Source organism: Kribbella sp. (genome assembly GCF_035655035.1).
Taxonomy (GTDB): Bacteria; Actinomycetota; Actinomycetes; order Propionibacteriales; family Kribbellaceae; genus Kribbella.
The window spans coordinates 1-22,643 of record NZ_DASRVN010000570.1 but is presented as its reverse complement, the minus strand read 5'-3'; the positions used below and the strand labels follow the sequence as shown (position 1 = coordinate 22,643).

Annotated in this window: 18 protein-coding genes and 1 pseudogene; 6 read left to right on the top strand and 13 right to left on the bottom strand. The window is 69.7% G+C overall.

From position 1 onward, the window contains the following. The coding region (locus tag VFF46_RS30490; RefSeq protein WP_325040681.1) for a metal ABC transporter ATP-binding protein at window positions 1-750 on the bottom strand (750 nt) is incomplete at its 3' end. Then, on the bottom strand, window positions 747-1,643 hold the full coding sequence (locus VFF46_RS30485; protein WP_325040680.1) for a metal ABC transporter solute-binding protein, Zn/Mn family: 897 nt from the start codon (window positions 1,641-1,643) through the stop codon (window positions 747-749). The genes VFF46_RS30490 and VFF46_RS30485, both read right to left, overlap by 4 nt. A 233-nt stretch (window positions 1,644-1,876) precedes the next feature. On the opposite strand from VFF46_RS30485, the gene VFF46_RS30480 reads away from it, so the two are divergent. After that, window positions 1,877-2,716 carry an SAM-dependent methyltransferase gene (locus VFF46_RS30480; protein ID WP_325040679.1) on the top strand — a complete coding sequence of 280 codons (840 nt, stop codon included), beginning with the start codon at window positions 1,877-1,879 and terminating at the stop codon, window positions 2,714-2,716. Window positions 2,717-2,770: 54 nt separating this feature from the next. Here VFF46_RS30480 and VFF46_RS30475 read toward each other — a convergent pair whose 3' ends face one another. Genes VFF46_RS30475 through VFF46_RS30455 form a run of 5 tightly spaced genes read right to left on the bottom strand, consistent with a single transcriptional unit; the run spans window position 2,771 to window position 8,588 of the window. Next, window positions 2,771-4,042 (bottom strand): Gfo/Idh/MocA family protein, encoded by a 1,272-nt coding sequence (locus VFF46_RS30475; RefSeq protein WP_325040678.1) that lies wholly within the window; start codon window positions 4,040-4,042, stop codon window positions 2,771-2,773. Next, entirely contained in the window at window positions 4,039-5,091 is a 1,053-nt protein-coding gene (locus VFF46_RS30470; protein ID WP_325040677.1) for a Gfo/Idh/MocA family oxidoreductase, read from the bottom strand. The genes VFF46_RS30475 and VFF46_RS30470 overlap by 4 nt, the downstream gene beginning before the upstream one ends. 29 nt (window positions 5,092-5,120) lie before the next feature. After that, on the bottom strand, window positions 5,121-6,746 hold the full coding sequence (locus VFF46_RS30465) for an extracellular solute-binding protein (protein ID WP_325040676.1): 1,626 nt from the start codon (window positions 6,744-6,746) through the stop codon (window positions 5,121-5,123). A gap of 22 nt (window positions 6,747-6,768) precedes the next feature. Further along, the gene (locus VFF46_RS30460; RefSeq protein ID WP_325040675.1) at window positions 6,769-7,671 is read right to left on the bottom strand and encodes a carbohydrate ABC transporter permease; all 903 of its coding nucleotides are present in this window, start codon (window positions 7,669-7,671) and stop codon (window positions 6,769-6,771) included. Further along, a complete protein-coding gene (locus VFF46_RS30455; protein WP_325040674.1) occupies window positions 7,668-8,588 on the bottom strand; it encodes an ABC transporter permease in 921 nt (306 codons plus the stop codon). Before VFF46_RS30455 ends, VFF46_RS30460 begins: the two co-directional genes overlap by 4 nt. A 185-nt stretch (window positions 8,589-8,773) precedes the next feature. Here VFF46_RS30455 and VFF46_RS30450 point away from each other — a divergent pair, with 185 nt between their 5' ends. Next, the gene (locus tag VFF46_RS30450; RefSeq protein ID WP_325040673.1) at window positions 8,774-9,748 is read left to right on the top strand and encodes a LacI family DNA-binding transcriptional regulator; all 975 of its coding nucleotides are present in this window, start codon (window positions 8,774-8,776) and stop codon (window positions 9,746-9,748) included. A 44-nt stretch (window positions 9,749-9,792) separates the two neighbouring features. On the opposite strand, the gene VFF46_RS30445 is transcribed toward VFF46_RS30450, so the two are convergent. Further along, window positions 9,793-11,634, bottom strand: coding sequence for a hypothetical protein (locus tag VFF46_RS30445; protein ID WP_325040672.1), 1,842 nt, complete (start codon window positions 11,632-11,634; stop codon window positions 9,793-9,795). A gap of 23 nt (window positions 11,635-11,657) precedes the next feature. After that, window positions 11,658-13,529: a twin-arginine translocation signal domain-containing protein gene (locus tag VFF46_RS30440; protein ID WP_325040671.1), complete on the bottom strand. Its 1,872-nt coding sequence runs from the start codon at window positions 13,527-13,529 to the stop codon at window positions 11,658-11,660. Window positions 13,530-13,681: 152 nt separating this feature from the next. Between VFF46_RS30440 and VFF46_RS30435 the strand changes: the two genes are divergently transcribed. Both VFF46_RS30435 and VFF46_RS30430 read left to right on the top strand, forming a co-directional pair. Further along, on the top strand, window positions 13,682-14,932 hold the full coding sequence (locus tag VFF46_RS30435; RefSeq protein WP_325040670.1) for a hypothetical protein: 1,251 nt from the start codon (window positions 13,682-13,684) through the stop codon (window positions 14,930-14,932). A gap of 91 nt (window positions 14,933-15,023) precedes the next feature. After that, entirely contained in the window at window positions 15,024-16,223 is a 1,200-nt protein-coding gene (locus VFF46_RS30430; protein WP_325040669.1) for a DegT/DnrJ/EryC1/StrS family aminotransferase, read from the top strand. Here the strand turns inward: VFF46_RS30430 and VFF46_RS30425 are convergent. Together VFF46_RS30425 and VFF46_RS30420 are read right to left on the bottom strand one after the other, a co-directional pair. Next, on the bottom strand, window positions 16,214-17,020 hold the full coding sequence (locus tag VFF46_RS30425) for an amidohydrolase family protein (protein WP_325040668.1): 807 nt from the start codon (window positions 17,018-17,020) through the stop codon (window positions 16,214-16,216). The two genes, VFF46_RS30430 and VFF46_RS30425, sit on opposite strands and share 10 nt — an antisense overlap. Then, window positions 17,017-17,772 (bottom strand): amidohydrolase family protein, encoded by a 756-nt coding sequence (locus tag VFF46_RS30420; RefSeq protein ID WP_325040667.1) that lies wholly within the window; start codon window positions 17,770-17,772, stop codon window positions 17,017-17,019. The genes VFF46_RS30425 and VFF46_RS30420 overlap by 4 nt, the downstream gene beginning before the upstream one ends. A gap of 95 nt (window positions 17,773-17,867) precedes the next feature. Here VFF46_RS30420 and VFF46_RS30415 point away from each other — a divergent pair, with 95 nt between their 5' ends. Next, the gene (locus tag VFF46_RS30415; protein ID WP_325040666.1) at window positions 17,868-18,863 is read left to right on the top strand and encodes a hypothetical protein; all 996 of its coding nucleotides are present in this window, start codon (window positions 17,868-17,870) and stop codon (window positions 18,861-18,863) included. Continuing rightward, window positions 18,860-20,689 carry a hypothetical protein gene (locus VFF46_RS30410; protein WP_325040665.1) on the top strand — a complete coding sequence of 610 codons (1,830 nt, stop codon included), beginning with the start codon at window positions 18,860-18,862 and terminating at the stop codon, window positions 20,687-20,689. The genes VFF46_RS30415 and VFF46_RS30410 overlap by 4 nt, the downstream gene beginning before the upstream one ends. On the opposite strand, the gene VFF46_RS30405 is transcribed toward VFF46_RS30410, so the two are convergent. Then, window positions 20,635-21,891, bottom strand: a complete 1,257-nt coding sequence (locus VFF46_RS30405) for a hypothetical protein (protein WP_325040664.1) — start codon at window positions 21,889-21,891, stop codon at window positions 20,635-20,637. The two genes, VFF46_RS30410 and VFF46_RS30405, sit on opposite strands and share 55 nt — an antisense overlap. Window positions 21,892-21,905: 14 nt before the next feature. Further along, window positions 21,906-22,643 (bottom strand): annotated as a pseudogene (locus tag VFF46_RS30400) (hypothetical protein); the annotation flags it as partial.

Genomic DNA, 22,643 nt, shown 5'->3' with positions numbered 1-22,643 from the left:
GGCCACCAGGATCCGCCCGTTGTGCCGGATCACCTCGACGGGCGCGTCGTACAGCCCGCTGAGCACCTCGCTGGTCATCACCTCGTCCGGCGTACCGATCCGGAACCGCTGGTTCGCGATGTAGAGCAGCCGGTCGACCTTGTCCAGGATCGGGTTGATGTCGTGGGTGACGAACAGGACGCCGAGGTCCAGCCGCCGGCGGGCGTCGTCGACGAGATCGCTGACCAGCCGTTGATGCGGCAGGTCCAGCGACAGCAACGGCTCGTCGCACAGCAGCAGCCGCGGCTCGGCCGCCAGCGCCTGCGCGATCCGCAGCCGTTGCTGCTCGCCGCCTGACAACGACGACACCGGGGTGGATGCGTACGCCTCCGCCCCGACCGACGACAGCAGCTGGTTCACCCGCTGCCGGCGTCGCCGCGACGGTAGCGGCACACCCCACCGGTGCCCGTCCACGCCGAGCGCGACCAGGTCCCGGCCCCGCAGCGGTACGCCGTCCTCCGCGAGCCGTTGCTGCGGGACGTACCCGATCCGCCGGTCACCGCGACGGACCGGCGTACCGAGGAAGGTCGCGGAGCCGGACCGGAGCCTGAGCTGTCCGAGGATCACCTTGAGCAGGGTGGACTTCCCGGATCCGTTGGCACCCAGTACGGCGATCAGCTCACCGCTGTGCACCTGCAGGTCGAGACCGTCCCAGAGTGTGCGGGACCCGAAGCCGACCGCGGCCTGCTCGAGGGTCAGTACGTCGCTCATCGCCCGAGCGCGGCGCCGACCGCATCGAGGTTCGCGGTCATCCAGCCGATGTAGTCCTTGCCGTTCGGGAGCGTCTCGGTGACCGGCACCACCGGGATGTTGTTCTGCTTGGCGGCGTCGAGCAGCTTCTGGGTCTCCGGGCCGCTGGTCTGCTCGTTGTACGCGAGCAGCTTCACCTCGTGCTTGCTGTACAGCTGCAGCGTCGCGTCCAGGACCTTCGCCGGTACGTCGCTGCCCTCCTCGATCGCCTCGCTGAACTCGGCCGGCGTCTTGTTCTGCAGGCCGACCGCGTCGAGCAGGTACACCGGCACCGGCTCGGTGATGCCGACCGGCTGCCCGGCGTACTTCGCCTTGAGCGTCGCTTCCTGTCGCACCAGGCCGTCGAGCTTCTGCTTCAGCGCGGCGGCATTCTGCTGGAAGGTCGACGCGTCCGCGGGCGCGGCCTTCGCATACGCCTGCTCGATCCGGTCGACGACCTTCACCACCGAGGGGAAGTCGTACCAGACGTGCTCGTTGCCCGTCCGGCCCGAGATCGTGACCGCGTTCAGCACGGTCGCGGACGAGTTCTTCGCGGTCTTCAGCATCCGGTCCATGAAGTCGTCGTAGCCGCCGCCGTTCTCGATCACCACCTGCGCGCCGGCCACGGCCGCCTGGTTCCGGGTGCCGGCCTCGAACTCGTGCGGGTCGGCGTCCGGGCTGGTGATGATCGAGGTCACCTCGACCTTGTCGCCGCCGACCCGGGCGGCCAGGTCGCCCCAGACGTCGGTCGACGCGACCACCTCGAGCTTTCCAGGAGCTGAGCCGGCGGCGGCTTCGTCCTCCGACGAGCAGGCGCCGGCCCCGAGGGTCACAGCGGCAACGACAGCGGGCAGAACGAGCAGTCTGCGATTCACGGTACGACCAACCTTCGAGCGGAGTGAAATGACAACCGTTATCATTATCGCATCCCGCTCCGGGACGCCAGCCGGCCCGGTGCAAAGCTTCGGTCAAGGGCGCCTCCGGGACGCGCCGAAGCCTGCCGAAGTGACGCCTGACCGGAGTAGGGTTCTGGTGCCGGTGTCACGGTCAGTTGTGCTCCGGTTACGATGATTTTCAGTTCTGAACCGCACTGCGAAATGGGATGTTCATGGCCGAATCGCACGACGCCGAACCGGGGATGTACGACCAGCTGAACCTGGACAAGCCGCACCCGGCCCGGGTGTACGACTACTTCCTCGGCGGCAAGGACAACTTCGAGGTCGACCGGCAGGCCGCCGAGCATCTGCTCAAGGCGTTCCCGGGCTTCCGGACCGCCGCCCTGTCGAACCGGATGTGGATGCACCGGGCCGCCAAGTACGCCGCGGAGCAGGGCATCACGCAGTTCCTCGACATCGGCACCGGCATCCCCACCGAGCCGAACCTGCACGAGGTGGTCCAGGAGATCATCCCGTCGGCACACGTGGTGTACGCCGACAACGACCCGATCGTGCTCGCCCACTCGCGCGCGCTGCTGGTCAGCAAGCCGGAGGGCAAGACCGCCTACCTCGAGGCCGACGTCACCGACCCGCAAGGGATCCTCGGCGCCGACGAGGTCAAGGAGCTGATCGACTTCAGCAAGCCGGTCGCGCTCAGCATCGTCGGCGTCTTCCACTACCTGCCGGACCACTGGAAGCCGTACGACCTGGTCCGCCAGCTGGTCGAGCCGCTCGCACCGGGCTCGCTGCTGATCTTCTCGCACTGCACCCCGGACTTCGCGCCGGAGCTGTGGGAGCGGGCGATGGTGGTCTACAAGGCCGACGGCGGCGAGGCGCAGGTCCGCAGCAAGGAAGAGGTGACCCGCTTCTTCGACGGCACCGAGCTGGTCGAGCCCGGCGTCGTCTCGCCGTTCCGCTGGTTCCCGGACGACGAGACCCAGGAGTACGTCGACCGCGGCGAGTTCACCGACATCATGTGCAGCCTCTGGGTCGGGGTCGGCCGCAAGCCGTAGCTGCCCGAGACCGCGCCGGCCCGCGGTGTTAGCCCGGGCCGGACGCGGTGTCCCTCAGGGCCGGAAGGCCTCGGCGAGTTCCGGCAGCGAGAAGCCGCCGTGGAGCATGTCGTAGAAGCGGTTGTCGGGGGTCAGGTCCGTACGGCGGACCCGGGTGCCCGTGATCGCCGACGCGTACAGTGCCGTGACGAACTCCATCGTCGGGCGGGTGCTGGCCAGTGAAGTGCTGTGTGTGCGGCCGGCCAGCAGGTCGTCGACCAGGTGGTTGATCTGGGCCTCATGATTGCTCGGTACGTCGGCACCCGCCGACGCGGCCCACGAATCGGCAGCGGACCCGGCGGCCTCAGGTCCGGCGGCCTCAGGGCCGGCGGCCTCAGGGCCGGCGGCCTCAGGGCCGGCGGACCCAGGCCCGGCGGCCCCAGACCCGGCGGACCCAGGCCCGGTCGAGGTCTTGCGGACGCCGGGGTCCAGCCCGAGGGTCGCCGCCTTCGCCGCGTCCGGGGCCGGGTAGAACGTCCAGTCCTTGTCGGAGTACCCATAGACGTGGTTGACCTCGAGCGTGCCGCCGGACGTGTCGATGCGGATCCGGCTCAGCTCCCGCGGCGACAGCAGGCTGTTGATCACGGTCGCCACCGCCCCGCTCTCGAACACCACCGACGCCATCGACACGTCCTCGAACTGGACCGGCCGGTCCAGCCGGACGGCGGTGGCGTCGATCGACTTCCACGGCCCGAGCAGGTGCAGCAGCAGGTCGATCTGGTGGATGCCGTGCCCGAGGGTCGGGCCGCCGCCCTCGCCGATCCAGGTACCGCGCCACTCCGGGTCGAAATAGCTGGTCGGCCGGAACCACAACGTCTCGCAGACCGCGACCAGCGGCCGGCCGAGCGCGCCGCGGGCGAGCAGGTCGTGCGCCCGGATCGCGCCGGAACCGTGCCGGTGCTGGAAGACCACCGACGCCGACCCGGCGCTGATCGCCTCCACCTTGGCGACGTAGTCCAGCTCCTGCAGGCTGAGCACCGGCGGCTTCTCCAGCAGTACCGACGCGTCGGCGCCCAGCGCCTCGGCCGCGAGTTCGCCGTGACTCTCCGGTGGCGTCGCGATCGAGACCAGGTCCGGCTGCTCGGCCGCCAGCAGCTCGGTCAGGCTGCCGTACGGGCGCCCGCCGAACCGCTCGGCCAGCGTCCGTGCCTTCGTGAGGTCGAGGTCCGCCGTACCGACGAGCTCGGTCCGGCCGGTGCTCGCATACGCCTCGGCGTGCCGGCGGCTGATGTTCCCGCAGCCGACGATCGCGACCTTCAGGACCTCGGCTCCAGGGTCGGCTGTCATCGGGCGGCCCCGCGCAGTACCGCGTTCTGCTGGGCGACCAGCGCCAGCCGGGTGGCCTCGAACGTGTGCTCCTGCGGCGCGGCCGTCGTCGTCCGCTCCCGGACGTCGTGGACCAGGTCCTCGTAGTACGAGGTCTTGACGTCCGAGCAGTCGATGTACTGCGTCCCCTCCTGGTTCGCCAGGAACAGGTGGTTGCCGCCCTCGCGGCCCTCGATGTCGATGTACTTGCGCAGCTCGATGTAGCCGTCGGTCCCGAGGATCATCAGCCGCCCGTCACCCCAGGTCGGCAGTCCGGCCGGGGTGTACCAGTCGACCCGGATGTAGCCCTGGGCGTTCTCGCTGCGGAGCAGCATCTCGCCGAAGTCCTGCAGCCCCGGGTCGTCGGTGTTGCCGAAGTTGCCGACCGTGCTGCTGACCACCTCGGCGGTCTTCGCGCCGGTGAACCAGAGGAACTGGTCGACCTGGTGCGAGGCGATGTCGGCCAGGATGCCGCCGTACCGCGCCTTGTCGTAGAACCAGTCCGGGCGGCCCGCGCCGCCGGCCAGGTGCGCGCGGTCGCCGATCCGGTGCGGGCCGAGGCCGAGCGTCTGGACGACGGTACCGATCGCGCCGTCGCGGACGAGTTCGCCGGCCTTGATCGCGCTCGGCACCTCGAACCGCTCGGAGAACGTCACCGACCAGAACCGGCCGGTCTCGGCGACCGCCCGCTCGATCTCCGCGAGCTGGTCGAGGGTGATGCAGCCGGGCTTGTCGGCGACCACGTCCTTGCCGGCCCGCAGCGCCGCGACCGCGATCGGGCCACGCCGGTCCGGCACGGCCGCGGTGACGATCACGTCGATGCCGTCCCGGGCGATCAGCTCGTCCGGGTCGTCGGCGAACGGTACGTCGGGGTAGCGCTCGCGCAACTGCACCGCGACTGCGGCGGACGGGTCGTCGGTGGCCATCCCGACGAACTCGGCACCGGAGCGGATCAGGCCGGCGACCTGACCGAAGATGTGCGAATGGTCAAGCCCGACGGCGGCGAACCTGACGTTCTGGCTGGAGCTCAAGATGTTCCTTCCCTGGAAAGGTTCGGGTTTCAGCGTGCGGACTTGAGGGCCTGGGCGAGTTCTTCGGCGATCTTGTCCCCACCGTCACTCTTCCACTTCTTCACCGCGGGCGCCCAGGCGGAGATCGGCTTGCGGCCCTGCACGATGTCGTCGGTGACCTGGTTGATCGCGTCGGTGAGCTGCTTGTTCTTGCGGTTGCCGGTCTCGGAGTACAGGCCGGCGGCCGGGTTGTCGAGGGCGGTCGGGACGACCCCCTTCATCGCGTTGAACTGGGTCTCGGCGCTGCCCTGGTGCTCGGGCAGGAAGATCGTCCACGGCGCGTCCGCCTGGTACATCAGGCCGAGCTGGACCTCGCTGAAGCCCTTCGCGTTCAGCACCGGGTTGCCGTTCACCAGCTTGTGGTGCACGCCGGGCAGGCCGTACTTGCGGAACAGGTACTCCTGGGTGCCGAACGGCGTCGCCAGGTAGTTCAGGTACCCGAGCAGCGTCTCGACCCGGCTCTCGGCCTTCGTGCTGATCGCGGTGACGCCGATCGCCGGCGCGCCCAGCCAGATCGTGCCCATCCCGGAGCCGTCGTGCTTCGGCGGCGCGATGATCGCGATCTGCGCCTTCGGGTCGGTCATGGTCTGCAGGTACGTCGGCCAGCCGCTGAAGGTGTCCTGCACCAGCGGGCTGGAGCCGTTCGCGAACCGGGTCTTCATGTCCAGGTTCTGCCCGGAGTACGCGTCCGGGTGGATGTAGCCCGACTTCCAGAGCTGCTGCAGGAGCGCGAGCACGTCCTCCTGGCCGGCGTGCTCGAGCGAGCTGACCAGCTTGTCGCCGTCCTTGCTCCAGGTGTTCGGGATGTCGAACATGTTCCGGACGAACTGGGTCGGCGCGGTGGCCAGCGCGAACCGGTTCAGCTTCTTGTTCGTCAGCGCCTTGCAGAGCTCGAGGAACTCGTCGGAGCTCTTCACCTCGGCCTTCAGGCCCTGCGCCTCGAGGATGTCGCCGCGGCTGTACATCACCTGTGAGCTGATCGCGCCGCGCGGGACCGGGACGCCGTAGATCTTGCCGTCGAAGATGCCCGAGTTCCAGGCGAGCTCGGGCAGGTTCGCCAGGTACGGGTACTTCTTGATGTTGTCGCCGGACAGGTGCGGCGTCAGGTCGACGGCCTTCGCGGCCAGCATCTGCGGCGTCTGCGGCACCACGCCGACCGTGAAGACGTCGCCCAGCTGGTCACCGGCGACCACGGTGGCGAACTTCTTGTCGTAGTCCACCGACGGCGTCAGGTTCACCTGGACCGGCGATCCGACCCGCTTGTTGAACTCCTGCCAGAACGTGTTCTGCTCGAGCTTCGGCGGGATCGGCGTGTTCGTGTACGTCGTCACCGTGATCGGCTTGCCGTCGCCCGGCGCCTGGGTGATCGCCTGTACCGGCGCGGCCGGGTACTTGTCGAACGCGTCCGGGATCTTGTACTCGGCACCGGCCAGGTCCGGCTTGACCCCGTCGTACCGCTCGTAGGCGGGCCGGATCTTGGTCTTGGTCGCCTCGTCGTTACCCGCTCCGGACGCGCCGCGGCCCGCGTTGGAGCAGCCGACCGTACCGGCGAGCCCGAGCGCCGCGGCACCGGCGAGCACGGCCCGGCGGCCGAGCCGCGCATCGTTGACGTTCATGGGTGTTCCTCTCTGAGAAGTTTTAGCCCTTGACGGCGCCGGTAAGTACGCCCTTGGCGAAGTGCCGCTGGATGAACGGGTAGACGCAGAGGATCGGGACCACCGAGATCATCAGGATCGCCATCTGGATCGAGGTCTGCGGCGGTGCCGCCTCGCCGGCGAGCCCGAGGTCCTGGCCGCCGAGCTCGACGCCGTTCACGACGTACGTCCGGAGCACCAGCTGCAGCGGCCATTTGCTCGCGTCGTTGAGGTAGAGCATCGCGTTGAAGAAGCTGTTCCAGTAGCCGACGCCGTAGAACAGGCCGATCACCGCGATGACCGCCTTGGACAGCGGCAGGCCGATGTGCCGGAACAGCTTCCACTCCGAGGCGCCGTCGATCCGCGCGGCGTCGATGATCTCATTGGGCAGGCCAACGAAGAACGAGCGGACCACGATCACGTTGAACGCATTGACGCTGACCGGCACGATCACCGCCCACAGGCTGTTCAGCAGACCGAACTGCTGGACCGTCAGGTAGGACGGGATCAGCCCCGGGTTGAACAGCAGGCTGATCAGCACCAGCAGCAACAGTGCCTTGTTGCCGACCGTGCCGCGGCGGCTCAAGGCCCACCCGAGGGTGCAGGTCAGAGCGACCGCGATCGTCGTACCGACGGCGGTGACGAAGCCGCTGATCAGCAGCGCCTGCGTGACGGTTCCGCCGGAGAGGATCGAGCGGTACGCCGTGAAGTCGATCCCGTGCGTCGGGAACAGCACGAACCCGCCGGCCTTCGTGACTTCCTCGGCCGGTGCGAGGCTGGTCGAGATCACGCCGATGAACGGGAACACCACCACCGCGCAGATGACGACCAGGAACACCGCCTTGACGACGCGCTCGGTGAGCCCGGGCATCGGCATCCCGCCGACCATGGTCTGTTTGGTTTTCATCCGCGGTACACGCCTTCCTCGCCGAGGCGGTGGGCGATCTTGTTGGCGGACAGCACCAGGGCCAGGGCGACGGCGCTCTTCACCAGGCCGACCGCCGCTGCCACCCCCCAGTTGCCGCCGAGGATGCCGTTGTTGTAGACGTACGTGTCGAGTACGTCGCTGGCGTCGACGCCGACCGCCTGCTGCTGCAGGATGATCTGCTCGAATCCGACGGTCAGCGAGTCCCCGAGCTTGAGGATCAGCAGCAGGATGATGATCGGTTTCAGCCCGGGCAGCGTCACGTGCCAGGTCTGCCGCCAGCGTCCGGCGCCGTCCACCGCGGATGCCTCGTAGAGCGAGCGGTCGATCTGGGACAGCACGGCCAGGAACAGGATCGTCGCCCAGCCGGTGTCCTTCCACAGCACCTGCGAGGTGAGCAGCGCGCGGAACGCCTCGACGTTGCCGATGATGTGCATCGGGCTGTACCCGTGACTGCGCAGCCAGTTGTTGATCATCCCGGTGCCGCCGAGCACCTGCTGGAAGACCGCCACCACGATCACCCAGCTCATGAAGTGCGGCAGGTAGATGATCGTCTGCACCAGCTGCCGGAGCTTGTTCGACAGCAGACTGTGCAGGACCAGCGCCACCACGATCGGCGCCGGGAACACGATGACGGCCTGGATCAGGGTCAGGATCAGCGTGTTCTTGACCGCGTTCAGGAATTGCGGATCACCGTTGAAGATTACTGCGAAATTCTGGAAACCGGACCAGAGACTCTTGCCGACGCCGAGGTACGGCTGATAATCCTGAAAGGCGATGATATTTCCCCAGAGGGGATAATACTGGAACGCCAGCAGGATCAGCAGACCCGGAACCGCCAGCAGCAACACTGGATAATCACGCCACAAACGCGTCACCAGCGAGCGCTTTTCACCCACGGACTCTCCTCTGGTCGGTCGCTCGAATAAAAAGTGATCGATCCACTTCTGAGCCGGTAGCTAACCGCAGTGATGTTTTGGTGTCAAGACCTCGGTGATAAGCTGCGGAGCCTCGGAGGATCCCGGGAAGAAGGAGGGGGTTCGTGGCAGAGTCAGCACCAAGACGGCCGGCCACCATTCACGAAGTGGCGAGCCTGGCCGGTGTCTCCCACACGACCGTGTCCCGCTACCTGCAGGACAAGGACAGCCTGAAACCGAAGACCCGGGTGAAGGTCGAGTTCGCGGTCAAGACCCTCGACTACCGGCCGAACCTGGTCGCCCGGTCGATGCGCACCCGGCACACCAACCGGCTGGCGATCGTGCTTGCCTACGGCATGCACTTCCCGGGCCGGCTGCTCGCCGCGGCCTCCCAGACCGCCCACGAGGCGGGGTACCAGGTGGAGATCGTCAGCGTCGAGGGCGGCCCCGCCGCGCGGTCGGCGCGAATCGACGAGCTGGCCAGATCCGGACAAGTCGAGGGGATCCTGGCGTTCTCGCCGATCACCCTCAAGGGCAAGAAGACCAACCGGGTGCCGATCGTCGAGAGCAGCACGTACGACGACAAGCTGCACGGGCTGGCCGAGCTCGCCGACGCCACCCCGGTCCGGGAGATCATCGAGTACCTGGCCGGCCTCGGGCACCGGACCTTCCTGCACGTCTCCGGCGACATCGCGAACTTCGCCTCGGCACGGAACCGGAAAAGCGTGTACCTGGAGACGATCGAGCGCCTCGGGCTGCACTCCGCCGGGGCGATCGGCTGCGACTGGTCGGCGCAGCGCGGGTACGACGCGATCATGGCGCTGCCGGACGACACCGAGGTGACCGCCGTGGTCGCGGCCAACGACGTGGTCGCGATGGGCGTGGTGCGGGCCGCGCTCGACCGCGGCTGGAAGGTGCCCGACGACCTGAGCGTGTTCGGCTGGGACGACGAGGAGATCGGCCGGTTCGCCACGCCGTCGCTGTCGACCGTCGCTGTCGACCGCGAGGCGCAGGGCCGGGTCGCGATCCAGCGACTCCTGGCCGAGATCCGTGGCGAGCCGGCCCCGACACCTCCGGAGCAGAAGATCAACCGCCTGATCTTCCGCGAGTCGACAGCCGCCCCGGGCCACCGACGCGGCTGACCACCGACCGGAGGCAGGTCAGGCGCTGCCTCCGGCCGGCTCCGTCAGGCGGTGATCTGGGTCGTCGCCGTCTTCGCCGTACCGATCGTGTACGTCGAGACGGCGGGTGTCGCGGTCAGCGTGACGGTGGCCGCGCGGGTATCGGTACCGGTGTCGAAGCGGCGCGCCGTGAACGTGACGGTCCGCGAGGTCTGCCCCGCCGGAATCACGACCACGCCAGGGATCCCGTCGTAGTCGTAGCGCGCCTTCGCCGTACCGCTGACCGCGTACGTGACCGCCAGCGGCCGGCTGACGTCGGTGCTCGTCCGGGTCACGGTCAGGCTGATCTGCTGGCCGGGTGCGACCTGCGCCGGGGTCATCGCCATCGTGACGGTGCTGCTCGGCAGCGCGGTCGCGGCGTCGACGGTCAGCGTGACGTTCGACGGGTTCGCGCCGTACGACGTGGTCGTGCCGTTCGGGTCGACGACGTGCAACGTGCCGGTCAGGTTCTGGAGCCCGCCACCACTGGGCGAGTCGACCGCCTTCACGACGTTGTCCGTCGTCGCCGTCATCACCAGCAGCTGGTTGAACGCGACGTTCCCGTAGTCGGCCGGACCACCGTTGCTGTAGTCCTGCGACCAGATGTCGATGACCTGGTCACCCGTCGAGTTCAGCGTGTTGTTCCAGTCGATGCAGACCGAGTTGTTGAGCGAAACCAGGGTGCCTTGCGACCAGTTGTTCGCAACCAGCAGACTGCGCTGGATCGGTGCGGTCGCGATCAGCGAGTACTGCATGGTCACGCTGCCGGTGATCGCACTCTGCCCGTTGCCGGCCATCAGGAAGTTAGGGTACGTCCAGGCGCCGACCGGACTCGTGGCGCGCTTCTGCGCGCCCAGGCGGATCCGGTCGAGAGTGATACCGGTGTTCGGCACTCCCGTCGCGTCCTTCAGATGCGCGCCCTGGTACTGCACGCCCGCGTTGACGTTGCCGACCATCTCGCAGTCCTGGACCAGGATGTTCGCCAGCCGTCCGTACTCGGTGACGGTTCCACTGCTGTACGTCCACGGCTGATCCGGCTCGAAGTCGATGCCGGCGCACGGCCCGGCGTTCTGGGCGCCCTGCGCGTTCAGGCCCGAGTCGGAGTTGTCGAACGCGCTGCCGGTGACCAGCAGGCCGTCGACCGCGCACACCGACATCCCGTTGCGGCCGTTGTTGTCGCAGGTGACGTTGACGATGTGGATCGGGCCGGTGCCCGCGTCGCCGCCGCAGTAGTTGTTGATCGACTGGTTGTTCTTGGCCGGCTGCAGCTGGATGCCGTCGCCGGACGCGTTCCGCAACGTGAGGCCCTCGACCAGCACGTTGCCGGCGCTGAACATGCAGATCGCGCTGTTCTGCTGGTACGCGAGGTCGTTGCAGCGGGTGTGGTTCGGGTCGTTGCCGTCGAACACCGCGCCGTACCCGGTGATCACCACGCCCCACACGCTGTAGCCGTGGTTGGCGGTGGTCGGCCTGGCGTTCGCGTTGCCGCCGATGGTGAGGATCCGGGTCGCCGGAGCGATCACGTCGGGCGCCTTCGCCTTCACCACGACGCCCGGTTCGAGGATCAGGTGGAGTTGGGTGGCGCCGGTGCGGAAGTAGTCGGTGCCCGCATGCCAGCCGACGAACAGTGGATCGGTGATCCAGTCCTGGCCGTCGTACGGCACGATCACGGTGGCGACGCCGCTGCTCACCGTCGAGGCGGCGAGGTCGAGCTGGGTCTGGATCACCGACGTGTCGGATCCGTTGCGTGCGACAACAAATGTCTGGGAGGCGGTGGTCGCGTGGGCCGTCGCGGGCAGCAGCGCGGCGGAGCCGACCGCCGCGGAGGTGATCAGGAACGAGCGTCGGGTGTATCCCTCAGTAGGCATGGGCGTGGAACCTCCGAGTGCGTTTAGCGTGGGTTGCCGGGGCTGATCGCCACCGAGGCGATCCGGGTGGCGCCGTACTGGTAGGCGTCGGCGTGCATGACCTCGAGGTGCAGCGTCCGGGTGCCGCCCTTGCCGTCGGGGCGGCGGGTGCCGAGGTCCAGTGCGGTCGTGGTCTCGCCGGGCTTGAAGATCGCGACGCCGGACATCCCCGGGACGTCGTACCGCTCCCGCGCGTCGCCGGTGGCGGAGTACACCACGGCGAGCGTCTTCGAGATGTCCCCGCCGGTACGGGTGAACGTGAAGCGGGCGGTGCCGCCGATGCCGACGGCCGGCGTCGAGGTGGTGATCGCGACGGCCGGCTTCGCCGTACCGGCCGGGGCGAGCTGCTCGGTGACGATCAGGCTGTTCGCGGTGTCCGAGATGTTCGCGGTCGTCGGCTTCCCGACCGTACGCACGTACGCCGTGAGGTCGCCGGAGAGTCCGGTACACGCGGAGTTCGCGTCCCCGGGCTTCGGGTACGCCGCGATCAACGGGTTCGCGTGGTTCGTGTTGATCACGCACTCGGTCCAGCTGACGCCGCCGAACTTCTGCGCGGTGTCCGGGCCGGCGTTGTACAGCAGCGCGATCGGCTCGTACTTGCCGGCCCGCGAGTACGCGTCGTTCCAGATCGCGGTCCGGGTGAAGCTCAGCCGGAACGCCGACGTGTCAGGCAGCGACTGGGTCCGGATCGCGGCGCCGAACAGCCGGGAGTCGATCAGCGAGTCGCTCACCGAGACCACGCCGGGAAGCAGCGCGCCACTGCCGATACCGCCGCCGGTGATCGGTGTCGGGTCGCCGTTGTCGCCGGAGACCGAGCAGATGAACGTGCCCAGGTCCGGGGCGGTGGTCGCGCCGAACAGGACGTTCTCGAAGGTGATCCCGATCGGCCCGCACTCCGCCGGCGCACCACCGAGGCAGAGCGCGTTGATCGTCACCGCCTGGCCGACGTTGTCGGTGATCGCGCAGTTCCGGATCACGATGTTCTTCAGCCGGCTGTACGGGAGCTCGGCGTACGGGAGTTTCGTCGTCCGCGGCGGGTCCGGCTCGAAGTCGATGCCGGCCATCGGCGGCGTACCGAAGGTGTTCCGGAACGCGCACGACTCCGCGGTGAGGCCGTCGACGGAGATCACGGTCATCGCGTTGCGGCGGTGGTTCTCGCAGCACACGTCGCGGAGCGTGATGTTGCTGCAGTACGGCCGGCCGATCGCCGCGGTGTGCGCGAAGTTGTACCGCACGCCGAGGTAGATCCCGTCACCGCCGGAGTCGCGGATCGTCAGCCCCTGCACGGTGATGTCGTCGGCGCTCAGGATGCTCAGCGCGTGCCGCCACTCCCCCGCGTTGTACTCTGGTTTGTTCATCGCGAGCGTGGCGCCGTACCCGTCGAAGGTGATACCCGAGACGAGCTCGCCGGCGTCCGAGCCGGCCACCGTGATCAGGCAGACGTCGGTGGTGTCGAACAGCGGTACGGCGCCGTCGAACGCGCCGGCCTTCGCGCGGACCGTGACGCCCGGCTCGAACCGGATCGTCAGGTGGTGGCTGCCCTTCGGGTGGGCCGGGTCGAGGCCGATCACGAGTGGTCCGGTGATCCAGTCGCCCGGCTGCTGGTCGACGTACAGCAGGGTGTCGGCGGTGTGGGTCGCGTCGAGGGCCGCGTTGATCGCGTTCTGCAGCGCGGCGCCGGAGTCGTCGCGGTTCCAGCCGTAGCTGGAGGCAACGATCCCGCCGGGCGGGACTTGCCGGGTCGTGGCGGCGGCGGGTTCGGCGGCCACTGCTGGAGCCGCGGTCGCCGTACCGGCGACGAGGGTTGCCGCGGCGCTGCGTTTGAGGAAACTGCGGCGGGTTGAATCCATGGTCATCACTGCGCTCCGATCGTCCTGGGCGCATCGATCGTGCAAAGCCCGCGAAACAGAGTCAACAACGGCCGAAACTCCGGCGCCGACGCCGTATTCCTGGTCGGGAAGGCGTTCCGGCGGTATAACGGTGAAGACCGTAACGAGCGGAGGCGGCGATGGACGGACCGGGCGCCGAGTTGCTGATCGGCGCCGTCGGGCCGGCCGACCTGATCCCGGCGCTGGAACGCCTCGCGGCGCAGGAGTTCCCGGAGTTGCGGTTGCGGACCTTCGTGTACGACGACGAGGCGGAGACCGCGGATCTGGTGCAGACCGGTGCCGACGTGGACGGGTGGTTGTTCACCGGCGTCGTGCCGTTCAGCCTCGCGCGGCGGACCGGCGTACTGCGGGCGCCGGCGACGTACGTGCGGTACCGCGGGACCGGGCTGCCGCGGATCCTCGGGCCGCTGCTCGCCGACAACCCCGGCACACGCAGCATCTCCATCGACACGGTTCCCCGGGAGCAGGTCCAGCGGCTGTTGCGGCGCGTGGACCTGTCGCCGGTGCACGTCCGCGTCCTCGAACACCGGCCCGACCGCGACGCCGAAGACTTCCTCCGCTTCCACCGCCGCGTCGCCCGCGACCCCGGCGGGAGTATCGCGATCACCTGCATCCGCTCCGTCTACACCCAACTGGCCCCCTACCTCCCCACCGTCCGCCTCCTCCCCGCGGTCGCCTCCATGCGCACCGCCCTCCGCGCCGCCGCGTCTATCCCGCACGGCTCCGCGGAAGGGGCGGCGGATCCGGTGGTGGGGTTGGTGGAGTTGTCGGATCCGGCGGGGGAATTGGCTCGGGTGGTGCGCGGGCTGGCGGGTGAGGTGGTGCCGTTGGGTGGGTCGCGTTATCTGTTGTTCAGCACGCGGGAGCGGTTGGTCGAGGTGTCTTCCGGGTTCCGGGAGTTGGGGGTGCTGGACGAGCTGCGGGACGGGCGGGTGTGGGGGCGCATCGGGTTCGGGGCGGCGAGTACTGCGTTGGCGGCGGAGCGGCGGGCTCGACGGGCCTTGGGGCGGGCGCGGGCGGTGGGGCGGTTCGCCGCGGTGGTGGCGACGACGGACGATGGTGAGCTGGTGATCGGCTCGGCGACGCCCGAGTACCGCGAGACCACCGGCGCGCCGGTTCCGTTGGCGGTGGCCGAGCGGCGGTCCGGGCTCGAAGCGGCGGCGTTGCTGCGGCTCGGGCAGTTGGCCGCGGACCGTGGCGGCGACGGCGTGACAGCCGCGGACGTCGCGACCGCGTTGGGCCTCGACCCGCGCGCGGCCCGCCGTACGCTCCAGCGCCTCTCCGCCGCAGGCGTCGTACAGCTCCTCGACTCCGCGCACACCGGCAAGGTCGGCCGCCCACGCAAGGCGTACCGCGTAGCCCTGCAATAGCCGAAATGCAGAGACCCGGGCCGAAATCCACACCTCTTGACCCCGCCCGGGCCGACTCGGGACGATCCAACCACCCACATCAGGAGGCCCTATGACCGTGTCCCTTGCTGTCGACGGCGGTACGCCGGTGCGCGAGACGGAGTTCCCCGCCTGGCCTGTCGCGGATGCGGGCGAGGAGGCCGCGCTCCTGCGCGTACTGCGGTCCGGCAAGTGGGGTAGTACGCACGGCGACGAGGTCGTGCAGTTCGAGAGCGAGTTCGCCGCCGCCCAGCAGGCGACGTACGCGACCTGCGTGGCGAACGGCACGCTGGCGCTGGTCGCGGCGTACCAGGCGGCCGGTGTCCGGCCGGGCGACGAGGTCGTCGTACCGCCGTACACGTTCATCGCGACCGCGTCGGCGGCCCTGCTGATGAACGCGATCCCGGTGTTCGCGGACGTCGACCCGCAGACCCACCTGCTCGACCCGGCCGCCGTGGAGAAGGTGATCACGCCCCGCACCTGCGCCGTCGTCGCCGTGCACATCGGCGGCCGCCCGTGCGACCTGGACGCCCTGACCGAGGTCTGCGCGCGATCGGGCGTCGCGCTGGTCGAGGACGCGGCGCAGGCGCACGGTGCCTCGTGGCGCGGCCGCCGGGTCGGCGCGATCGGCGACCTGGGTACGTTCAGCTTCCAGACCAGCAAGAACCTCAGCGCCGGCGAGGGCGGCATCATCGTCACGAACCGCGCGGACCTCAACGACGCGGTCTACCCGCTGGTGAACGTCGGCCGGACCCGCGGCGGCGCGTGGTACCAGCACGACCATCTCGGCTACAACCTGCGGCTGACCGAGTTCCAGGCGGCGATCCTCCGCGTCCAGCTCACCCGCCTGCCCGAGCAGGCCCGGCGCCGCGAGCACAACGCGCGCCGGCTCGCCGACGGGTTCGGGCAGTTCCCCGACGACCTCGTGCTCGCACCGGACGACCCCGCGGTGACCGAGCACGGCCGGCACCTGTACCTGTTCCGGTTGCGCGGGGCAACGGCCGTGGAGCGCCACTGGTTCGTCGAGGCCCTGCAGGCCGAGGGGATCCCGTGTTCCCCCGGCTACCCCGGCCTGCACCGCAACAACGCGATCCGCCGCCGGGTAGCCGAACTGTCGCAGCACGACGACCACGACGAACCGGCGTACGACTGCCCGGTCACCGATCAGCTCGCGGCCGACACCGTCTGGCTGCCGCAGCAGGTGCTGCTCGGCGACGAGTCCGACACCGCCGACGTGGTCACCGCGGTCGAGAAGGTACTACGTCACCGCTGATGCCTGCCTGCCAGCAGCCGGGTCATCGTCCCGCCGAGCACGGCCGCGCGATCCGCCTCGGACAGGTCCGCGAACAGGACCCGGCCGAGCGACATCCGCTGGTCGATGAACGGCATGTCCGACCCGAACACCACCTGCCTGCTGCCGACCGCGTCGACCATCCGGGTGATCTCGTCGCCGTGCATGAACGACCCGCACAGCTCGAGTACGACGTTCGGCGTCCGCCGCGCCACCTCGATCGCGTCGTCGAACCCGTCCCGGGTGAGGCCGGTGTGCCCGGCGAGGAACGTGACGTCCGGGTGCTCCCGCGCGACCTCCTCGAGCAGGCCCGGATCGTCGCAGTGGTGATGGGTGGTGGTGTGCGTCAGTACCGGGCTGCCGGTCGCGGCGGCGTACTCCCAGACCGGCCGGTACCGCAGGCCGGTGATGCGGTAGTCGTGCAGGCTCGGGTGCACCTTGATCCCGGCGAACCGCGGGTCGCCGGCCCAGTGCTCCAGCTCGGCGACCGGGTCCTGCCACGGGTTGACGACCAGGTAGCCGGACAGCCGGTCCGGGTACCGGCCGACGGCCTCGGCGGTCATCGCGTTCCCGGCGCGGGCGTCGAGCTGGATCGCGAGGTGGCTGGACAGCACGGTGCGCGTGACGCCGCAGCGGTCCATCACCCGGATCATGCCCTCGGCGCCGTTGTCCGGGATGAAGAACAGGCTGTACGGGCCGAGGTGCGCGTGCGCGTCGACGACGGGGCCGAGTTCCGGGGTACGGCGGTGCAGTACGGCGTCCGCCGACGGGCCGGTCACGCGCGTACTCCGAGGCGCTCGAGGTTGCCCGCGCCGATCGCCGCGACCGCGTCGTCGGGCAGCTCGGACCAGAGCAGCCGGGTGACTGCCTCGGCCGGGTCGCGTTCCGGCATCCCGGTGCCGAACACGAGCCGCTCCGGACCGAACTCCGCGGACAGCCATTCGATCCCGAGGTGGTTCGAGAAGTTCGCCGTACCGACGGACACGTTCGGCCTCCGTTCCAGGACGCCGGCGGTCCGGCGCAGCACGCGGTACCCGATCCCGCCGACCACGATCGCAAGCTCCGGGTGGTCGCCGGCCAGCGCCTCGATCTGCGCCCAGGACGTCTGGAACAGGTCCACCAGCAACGGCATCCCCGCCGCCGCAACGGCCGCAACCAGCGCGGCACAGTCCGGACCGGCGAGGTCGTACCCATGATCCTCGGGATACACCCGTACGGCGACCACCCCCGCCGCCCGCGCCTCCGCGACGAACTCCCCCGCCGCCGGCACCTCCCCGGTCCGGGAAGGCAGTCCGACCCAGCAGGGCAACAACCGGCCCTCACCCACCTCGTGCAGCTCCGGCAGCAGGCGGTGGTTTCCGGTCTGCGGGTCGTGCCAACGGGCGGCGGTGTGGGACACCACCGCGGTGCGGATGCCGACACGGTCCATCCGGGCCAGCAGGGCCTCGGGCGTGCCGGTGCCGACGTCTGTTCGTGGGTTGCGGCCGATCGTTGCGTCGCCATCGATCAGCAGGGGTGGTCCCTGGTCCATGCGCGCGATCGTGCCGCGTGGGCCGAAAGCCCGTCAAGAACCGTCGTTTCGGCACGCTCCGGGCGCCGAAACCTGTCCCTGGGAAGGGAACGCCGATGAGTCGCCGCAACACCAGTCCGTACGAGCTGTTCCTCCGCACCGCGCGGGCACACCGCCCCCGGATGGCGTTCTCGGGTGAGTTCGCCGAGTGGCAGCCCGCCACGAGAGACGCCGTACTGGCGACGCTCGGCGACTCCCCCGCGCCCGTCGACCCGGACCCGGAGCTGATCGCCGAGCTCGAGTACGACGGGATCGTGGAGCAGCGCTGGCTGATCGACGTCGAGGACGGACTGTCGGCGTACGCGTACGTACTGCGTCCGGCCGCCGCCACCGAACGGCGCCCCGGCATCCTGTGCTGGGCTGGTCACGACGGCGACGGCAAGAACACGATCATGGCCGGCGACGAGTACGGACGCCGCATGGCCGCGGCGGGCTTCGTCACGTTCGCGATCGACTGGATGGGCCGGGGCGACCTGGACGACAACAGCAAGCCCAACCACCGCGCGCTGGCCGGCAGCCGCGACTGGTGCAACCTCTACTACCTGCACGCGACCATGCTCGGCAGCACCCCGCTCGGCATGAACCTCGCCCACGGACGCGTCCTCACCGACTTCGTCGCGACCCTGCCGTACGTCGACCCGCACCGGCTCGGCGTGATGGGTGTGTCCGGCGGCGGGACGCTCGCGCTCTGGAGCGCGCTCGCCGACGAACGGCTGCGGGCGATCGAGATCATCTGCTACAGCGACCTCTTCGCCGACTTCGGGTACCGGGACCTCAACTACTGCGGCCTGCAGATAACGCCCGGGCTGTTCGGGCTGGTCGACGTACCGGATCTGCAAGGGTTGCTCGCGCCGCGGCCGCTGCTGGTCGACATCGGGCTGAACGACGACTGCTTCCGGATCGAGTCGGCGATGGCCTGCCATCGACAGGTTCGTTCGATCTACGAGGCCGCGGGCGCGTCCGACGCGCTCTTCCTCGACCTGCATCCGGGCGGCCACGGCTGGCAGCCGGGACAGTCGGAGCAGTTCTTCACCGATCACCTGGCCCGATGATGCGAATCCCGATCCCGCAGACCCGCGACCCGTTCGTCAACACGCCGCTGCTCCCGGTCGGCCCGGACACCGATGGAGTGGCCCGGTACTGGATGTCCTCGTGGAACTCGAACGTCGGCTGCACCGGCGTGCTGGTCCGCGCCGACGGGCAGTCCCGGATCTACCGGTTCCCGATGCCGCACGCCGGGTTTTACAGTGCCGTTGCTGACGGCAACGACGGGCTCTGGCTGTGCGGCGACCTCAGCCGGGTCGTCCACCTCCGGCTCTCCGACGGTCATTGGGATTCGTACCCGACCGGCGCCGCGGAAGGCCTGGTTTTTCAGGGGATGGCGCGGGCGGACGACCAGTTGCTGATGGCATCGTTCACCGGCGCGCACACGGATGCGGTCTGCTTCGACACGCGATCCCGCCGTACCGCGAAGCTCTTCGAGGACATCACGCCGCAGCACTACCTGCGCGGCAACTTCCCGGGACCGGACGGTACGACGACCATCGCGATCGAGACGCCCGGGACCGAGCTGCTGAGCTGGGACCCGGCGCGTGCGACCTTGACGTCAGGACCGGCCGCGCCGGACGGGATCGACCGGCAATGGCGGCTGTTGCAGAGCGCCGGCTGGTCGGCCCGCGTGGAAGGATTGCCCGGTGAGCTGGCCGACGTGCGCTGGTTCGGCGCCGACGGCGATCTGGTGTGGGGCGCCCGTTGCCACGACGCGGCCGACGTACTCGTGCTCGACCGCCGGATCCGGACCACCCGCGCCGTCTGCAGCATCCCGGACAGCGACCACTTCAACCTCGCGATCACGCCGGACCGCAAGCTGCTGGCCGTCACCAGGTACGGACAGTTGCTCCGGCACGACGCCGTCACCGGCGCGCTCGAGCTGGACCTGGACCTCCCGACCGAGTCGACCGGCCGCGTCGACTGTGTACTCCGGCTCGACGAGGACACGGTCCTGGGTACGCCGTTCATCAGCCAGCGGTTCTGGACTGCCGACCTAAGTACCGGGGCCGGCCGCGACGAGGGGCGCGCGGCGCCTGGCGGAGGGCAGATCTGCCTGAGCTGGCTGGTCGACGGGCGCGCGTACCTCGCGGCGTACGCCGGCGGTCAGCTGACCTGCTACGACCCGAACCTCCCGACGGCGTACCCGAAGAACCCGCAGGTGGTCGCCGCTCCGCCCGGCGCGATGCGACCGGTGGCCGGGGCCGTGAGCGACGGCGTCCTGATCTACTCGTGTAGCCAGCAGTACGGCGTCCTCGGCTGCATCCTGACCCGGTACGACCTCGCGACCGGTACGACGTACTACCGCGACAATCCCCTGCCGGAGCAGGCGATCCAGAGCATGGTGTGGATCCGCGACCGGGTCCTCGTCGGTACGGCGCGGCACGCGGACATGACGTCCACGGCGCCTACGGCGTCAACCTGCTACCTCGGGTGGATTCACCCGGACGACCTCACGCTGGACGATCTGGTCGCGATGCCCGCCGGCTCCGACCGGGTCGACGTACTCGGGCTGCTCGACGACCACCACGCGCTCTGTGTGCTGTCCGGGGACCGATGGTTCGCGCTGGACCTGGAGGCGCCGTCCACACCCGAGCAGTTCCTCGAGCTGCCGGCGTTCAGCCCGGCGAATCTGCGCGCCACCGCCGATCCCGGGCGGTACGTCGCGCTCGTCAACGGCCGCGTCGAGCTGTGGGACCTCGCCCAAGGCTCGCTCCTGGAGATCCTGCACACCGAGCCCGACGCCTACCGGATCGTTGTCCAGGGCACCGATGTCTACGCGCTGACGCCCACCGAGCTGATCGTTCTGGAGGCGATCCTGAGCAGGTAGCTCTTCGGCGGGCGGCCGACGGACCCGGCGCGGGTCGTGGTCGCCTCCGCCACTCCGGCCTGTACCAGCCGCTCCAGCAATCGCCGCGCCGAGCGGTCCTCGATCGCGAGAGACCGGGCCACGTCCGCCGCCGTGACCCGGTCCGCTTCGGCCGCCTGCAGGATCCTGCGGAGCTTGGTCTGCTCGATCCCTGACCGCCGCTCCGCCACGGCGACGCTGACCGTGCCGCCCGCATCCGGGGCGTCCGCGGACCGCCCGGTCAGCAGCAGGTCGGCCCCGGCCCCGAACGAGACCACCGCCGCGTATGGGCCCGCAGCGGTGGCCCGGCCCAGCGCCCGCCGGGCCAGCGCCTCGGCGGCAGCGACCGTCCGGCCGACCCCGAAACCGGCATGCACCCGCGGACGCCCGCGGCTCAACCGGTCCAACATCACCAGCCGGCGGAAAGAACCCGTCTCCTCGGCGAGCACCGCCCGGGTCGTCAGCAGTACCGACAGCATCGGCGACAACGGCGCGGTCACGCCCGCGAGCCGCCGCACCTCTGCCGCCAGCTCGAGACTCGCCGGTACGTCCACGAGCCCGACGACCACCTGCGCGTCCGCCACGGCCTCGCGGTCGCATACGAGCGACGTCGCCGTCAGCGCGCTCCGGACCGCGCCCGCGCTGGGCGCCAGCCGGAGCATCGGGAGCGACGGACCGACGGCGTCGTACACCGACTGCCGGCAGGTGATCGCCAACGCGCTGCCGCCCGACCGGGCGACGCTGCGGTGGAACGCCGCCAGATCGGTGACGTCCCGCCCGGCGCCGTACTCGCAGACCCGGACCCGCTCGGTCGGCAGGCCGGCCGCGCGGAACGCCCGCAGTACCTCGGTACGCCGCAACGTGTCGACGCTCGCGACGTCCCACTGCCGCCGGGCGTCCTGCCGGAGCGCCTGGTACAGCGTCGCGCCGGTGTAGTCGACGAAGGCGGCGGGCCGCCGCAGTACGCCGGCCCGCCGGGCCAGGTCGAACGGGACCGGCCCGGTGAACAGCCAGGCGTCGATCCGGTCCGGCGCGTGCCGGATCAGATCGACCGCCTGGCCTTCGTGCGCGTACGGCGACGGGTACAGGTCGAGCGCCGGGAACTCACCGGCCGCGACGGAGGCGACCTGCGCGACGACGTCCCGCGGCCCGATCAGCCCGACCTGCGTGATCCTGCCGGTCACCGTCCCATCCCGTCCTACCGGCCGCCGTTGGACGAGTAGGCCTGCTCGTACTCGTGCCGGATCGTGTCGCCGACCGCGCTCCGCCAGGTTTGCACCGCGTCCTTGAACGCGGACACCGGCTTGCGGCCCTGGACGATGTCGTTCTTCGTGTCGATCAGCTGCTCCTCGGCCGCCGCGCCCTTGCCGAGCTGGGTCGGCGAGTACAGCACGTCGGTCGGGTCGCTGATCCCGGTCGGTACGACGGCGGCCTGGAACTCGTGCGCCGCCCGCACCAGGTCCTCCTGGTTCGGCACGTAGATCGCCGTACTGCGGGTGGACCCGATGTAGCTCAGGCCCGCGAGGGTTTCCTTGGTCCCGTCGGCGGTCAGCACCGGGTCGGAACCGGTGAGCTTGTAATCGTGCCCCGCGACCCCGTAGTTCACGTCCAGGTACTCCTGGCTGCCGAACGGCGCGGACAGGTAGTTCCAGACCCGGAGGATCTCCTCGACCCGTTCCTTCGGCGCCTTCTTGATCGCGGTGAACAGGTAGTTCCCGGACTCCAGGTGCTTCACCGCCGTACCGCCGCCGCCCCATTTCGGCAGCTTCAGTACGCCGAACTTCAGCGTCGGGTTGTTGTTCGCGGCAACCGCCCAGCCGGCGAACGACTGCATGTAGATCACCGTCGTGCCGCCGTACCACCAGGTCTGGTAGGAGCCGGACGCGGTGAACGAGTCCGGGTGGAAGATGCCGGCCTGCCACCACTTGCGCAGCTC

What these genes read in the sequence shown, in the direction of transcription:
- VFF46_RS30430 (WP_325040669.1), top strand. Translation starts at nt 15,024, where the DNA reads ATGACCGTGTCCCTTGCTGTCGACGGCGGTACGCCGGTGCGCGAGACG.
- VFF46_RS30445 (WP_325040672.1), bottom strand. Translation starts at nt 11,634, where the DNA reads ATGCCTACTGAGGGATACACCCGACGCTCGTTCCTGATCACCTCCGCG.
- VFF46_RS30435 (WP_325040670.1), top strand. Translation starts at nt 13,682, where the DNA reads ATGGACGGACCGGGCGCCGAGTTGCTGATCGGCGCCGTCGGGCCGGCC.
- VFF46_RS30415 (WP_325040666.1), top strand. Translation starts at nt 17,868, where the DNA reads ATGAGTCGCCGCAACACCAGTCCGTACGAGCTGTTCCTCCGCACCGCG.
- VFF46_RS30480 (WP_325040679.1), top strand. Translation starts at nt 1,877, where the DNA reads ATGGCCGAATCGCACGACGCCGAACCGGGGATGTACGACCAGCTGAAC.
- VFF46_RS30460 (WP_325040675.1), bottom strand. Translation starts at nt 7,671, where the DNA reads ATGAAAACCAAACAGACCATGGTCGGCGGGATGCCGATGCCCGGGCTC.
- VFF46_RS30440 (WP_325040671.1), bottom strand. Translation starts at nt 13,529, where the DNA reads ATGACCATGGATTCAACCCGCCGCAGTTTCCTCAAACGCAGCGCCGCG.
- VFF46_RS30420 (WP_325040667.1), bottom strand. Translation starts at nt 17,772, where the DNA reads ATGGACCAGGGACCACCCCTGCTGATCGATGGCGACGCAACGATCGGC.
- VFF46_RS30475 (WP_325040678.1), bottom strand. Translation starts at nt 4,042, where the DNA reads ATGACAGCCGACCCTGGAGCCGAGGTCCTGAAGGTCGCGATCGTCGGC.
- VFF46_RS30465 (WP_325040676.1), bottom strand. Translation starts at nt 6,746, where the DNA reads ATGAACGTCAACGATGCGCGGCTCGGCCGCCGGGCCGTGCTCGCCGGT.
- VFF46_RS30410 (WP_325040665.1), top strand. Translation starts at nt 18,860, where the DNA reads ATGATGCGAATCCCGATCCCGCAGACCCGCGACCCGTTCGTCAACACG.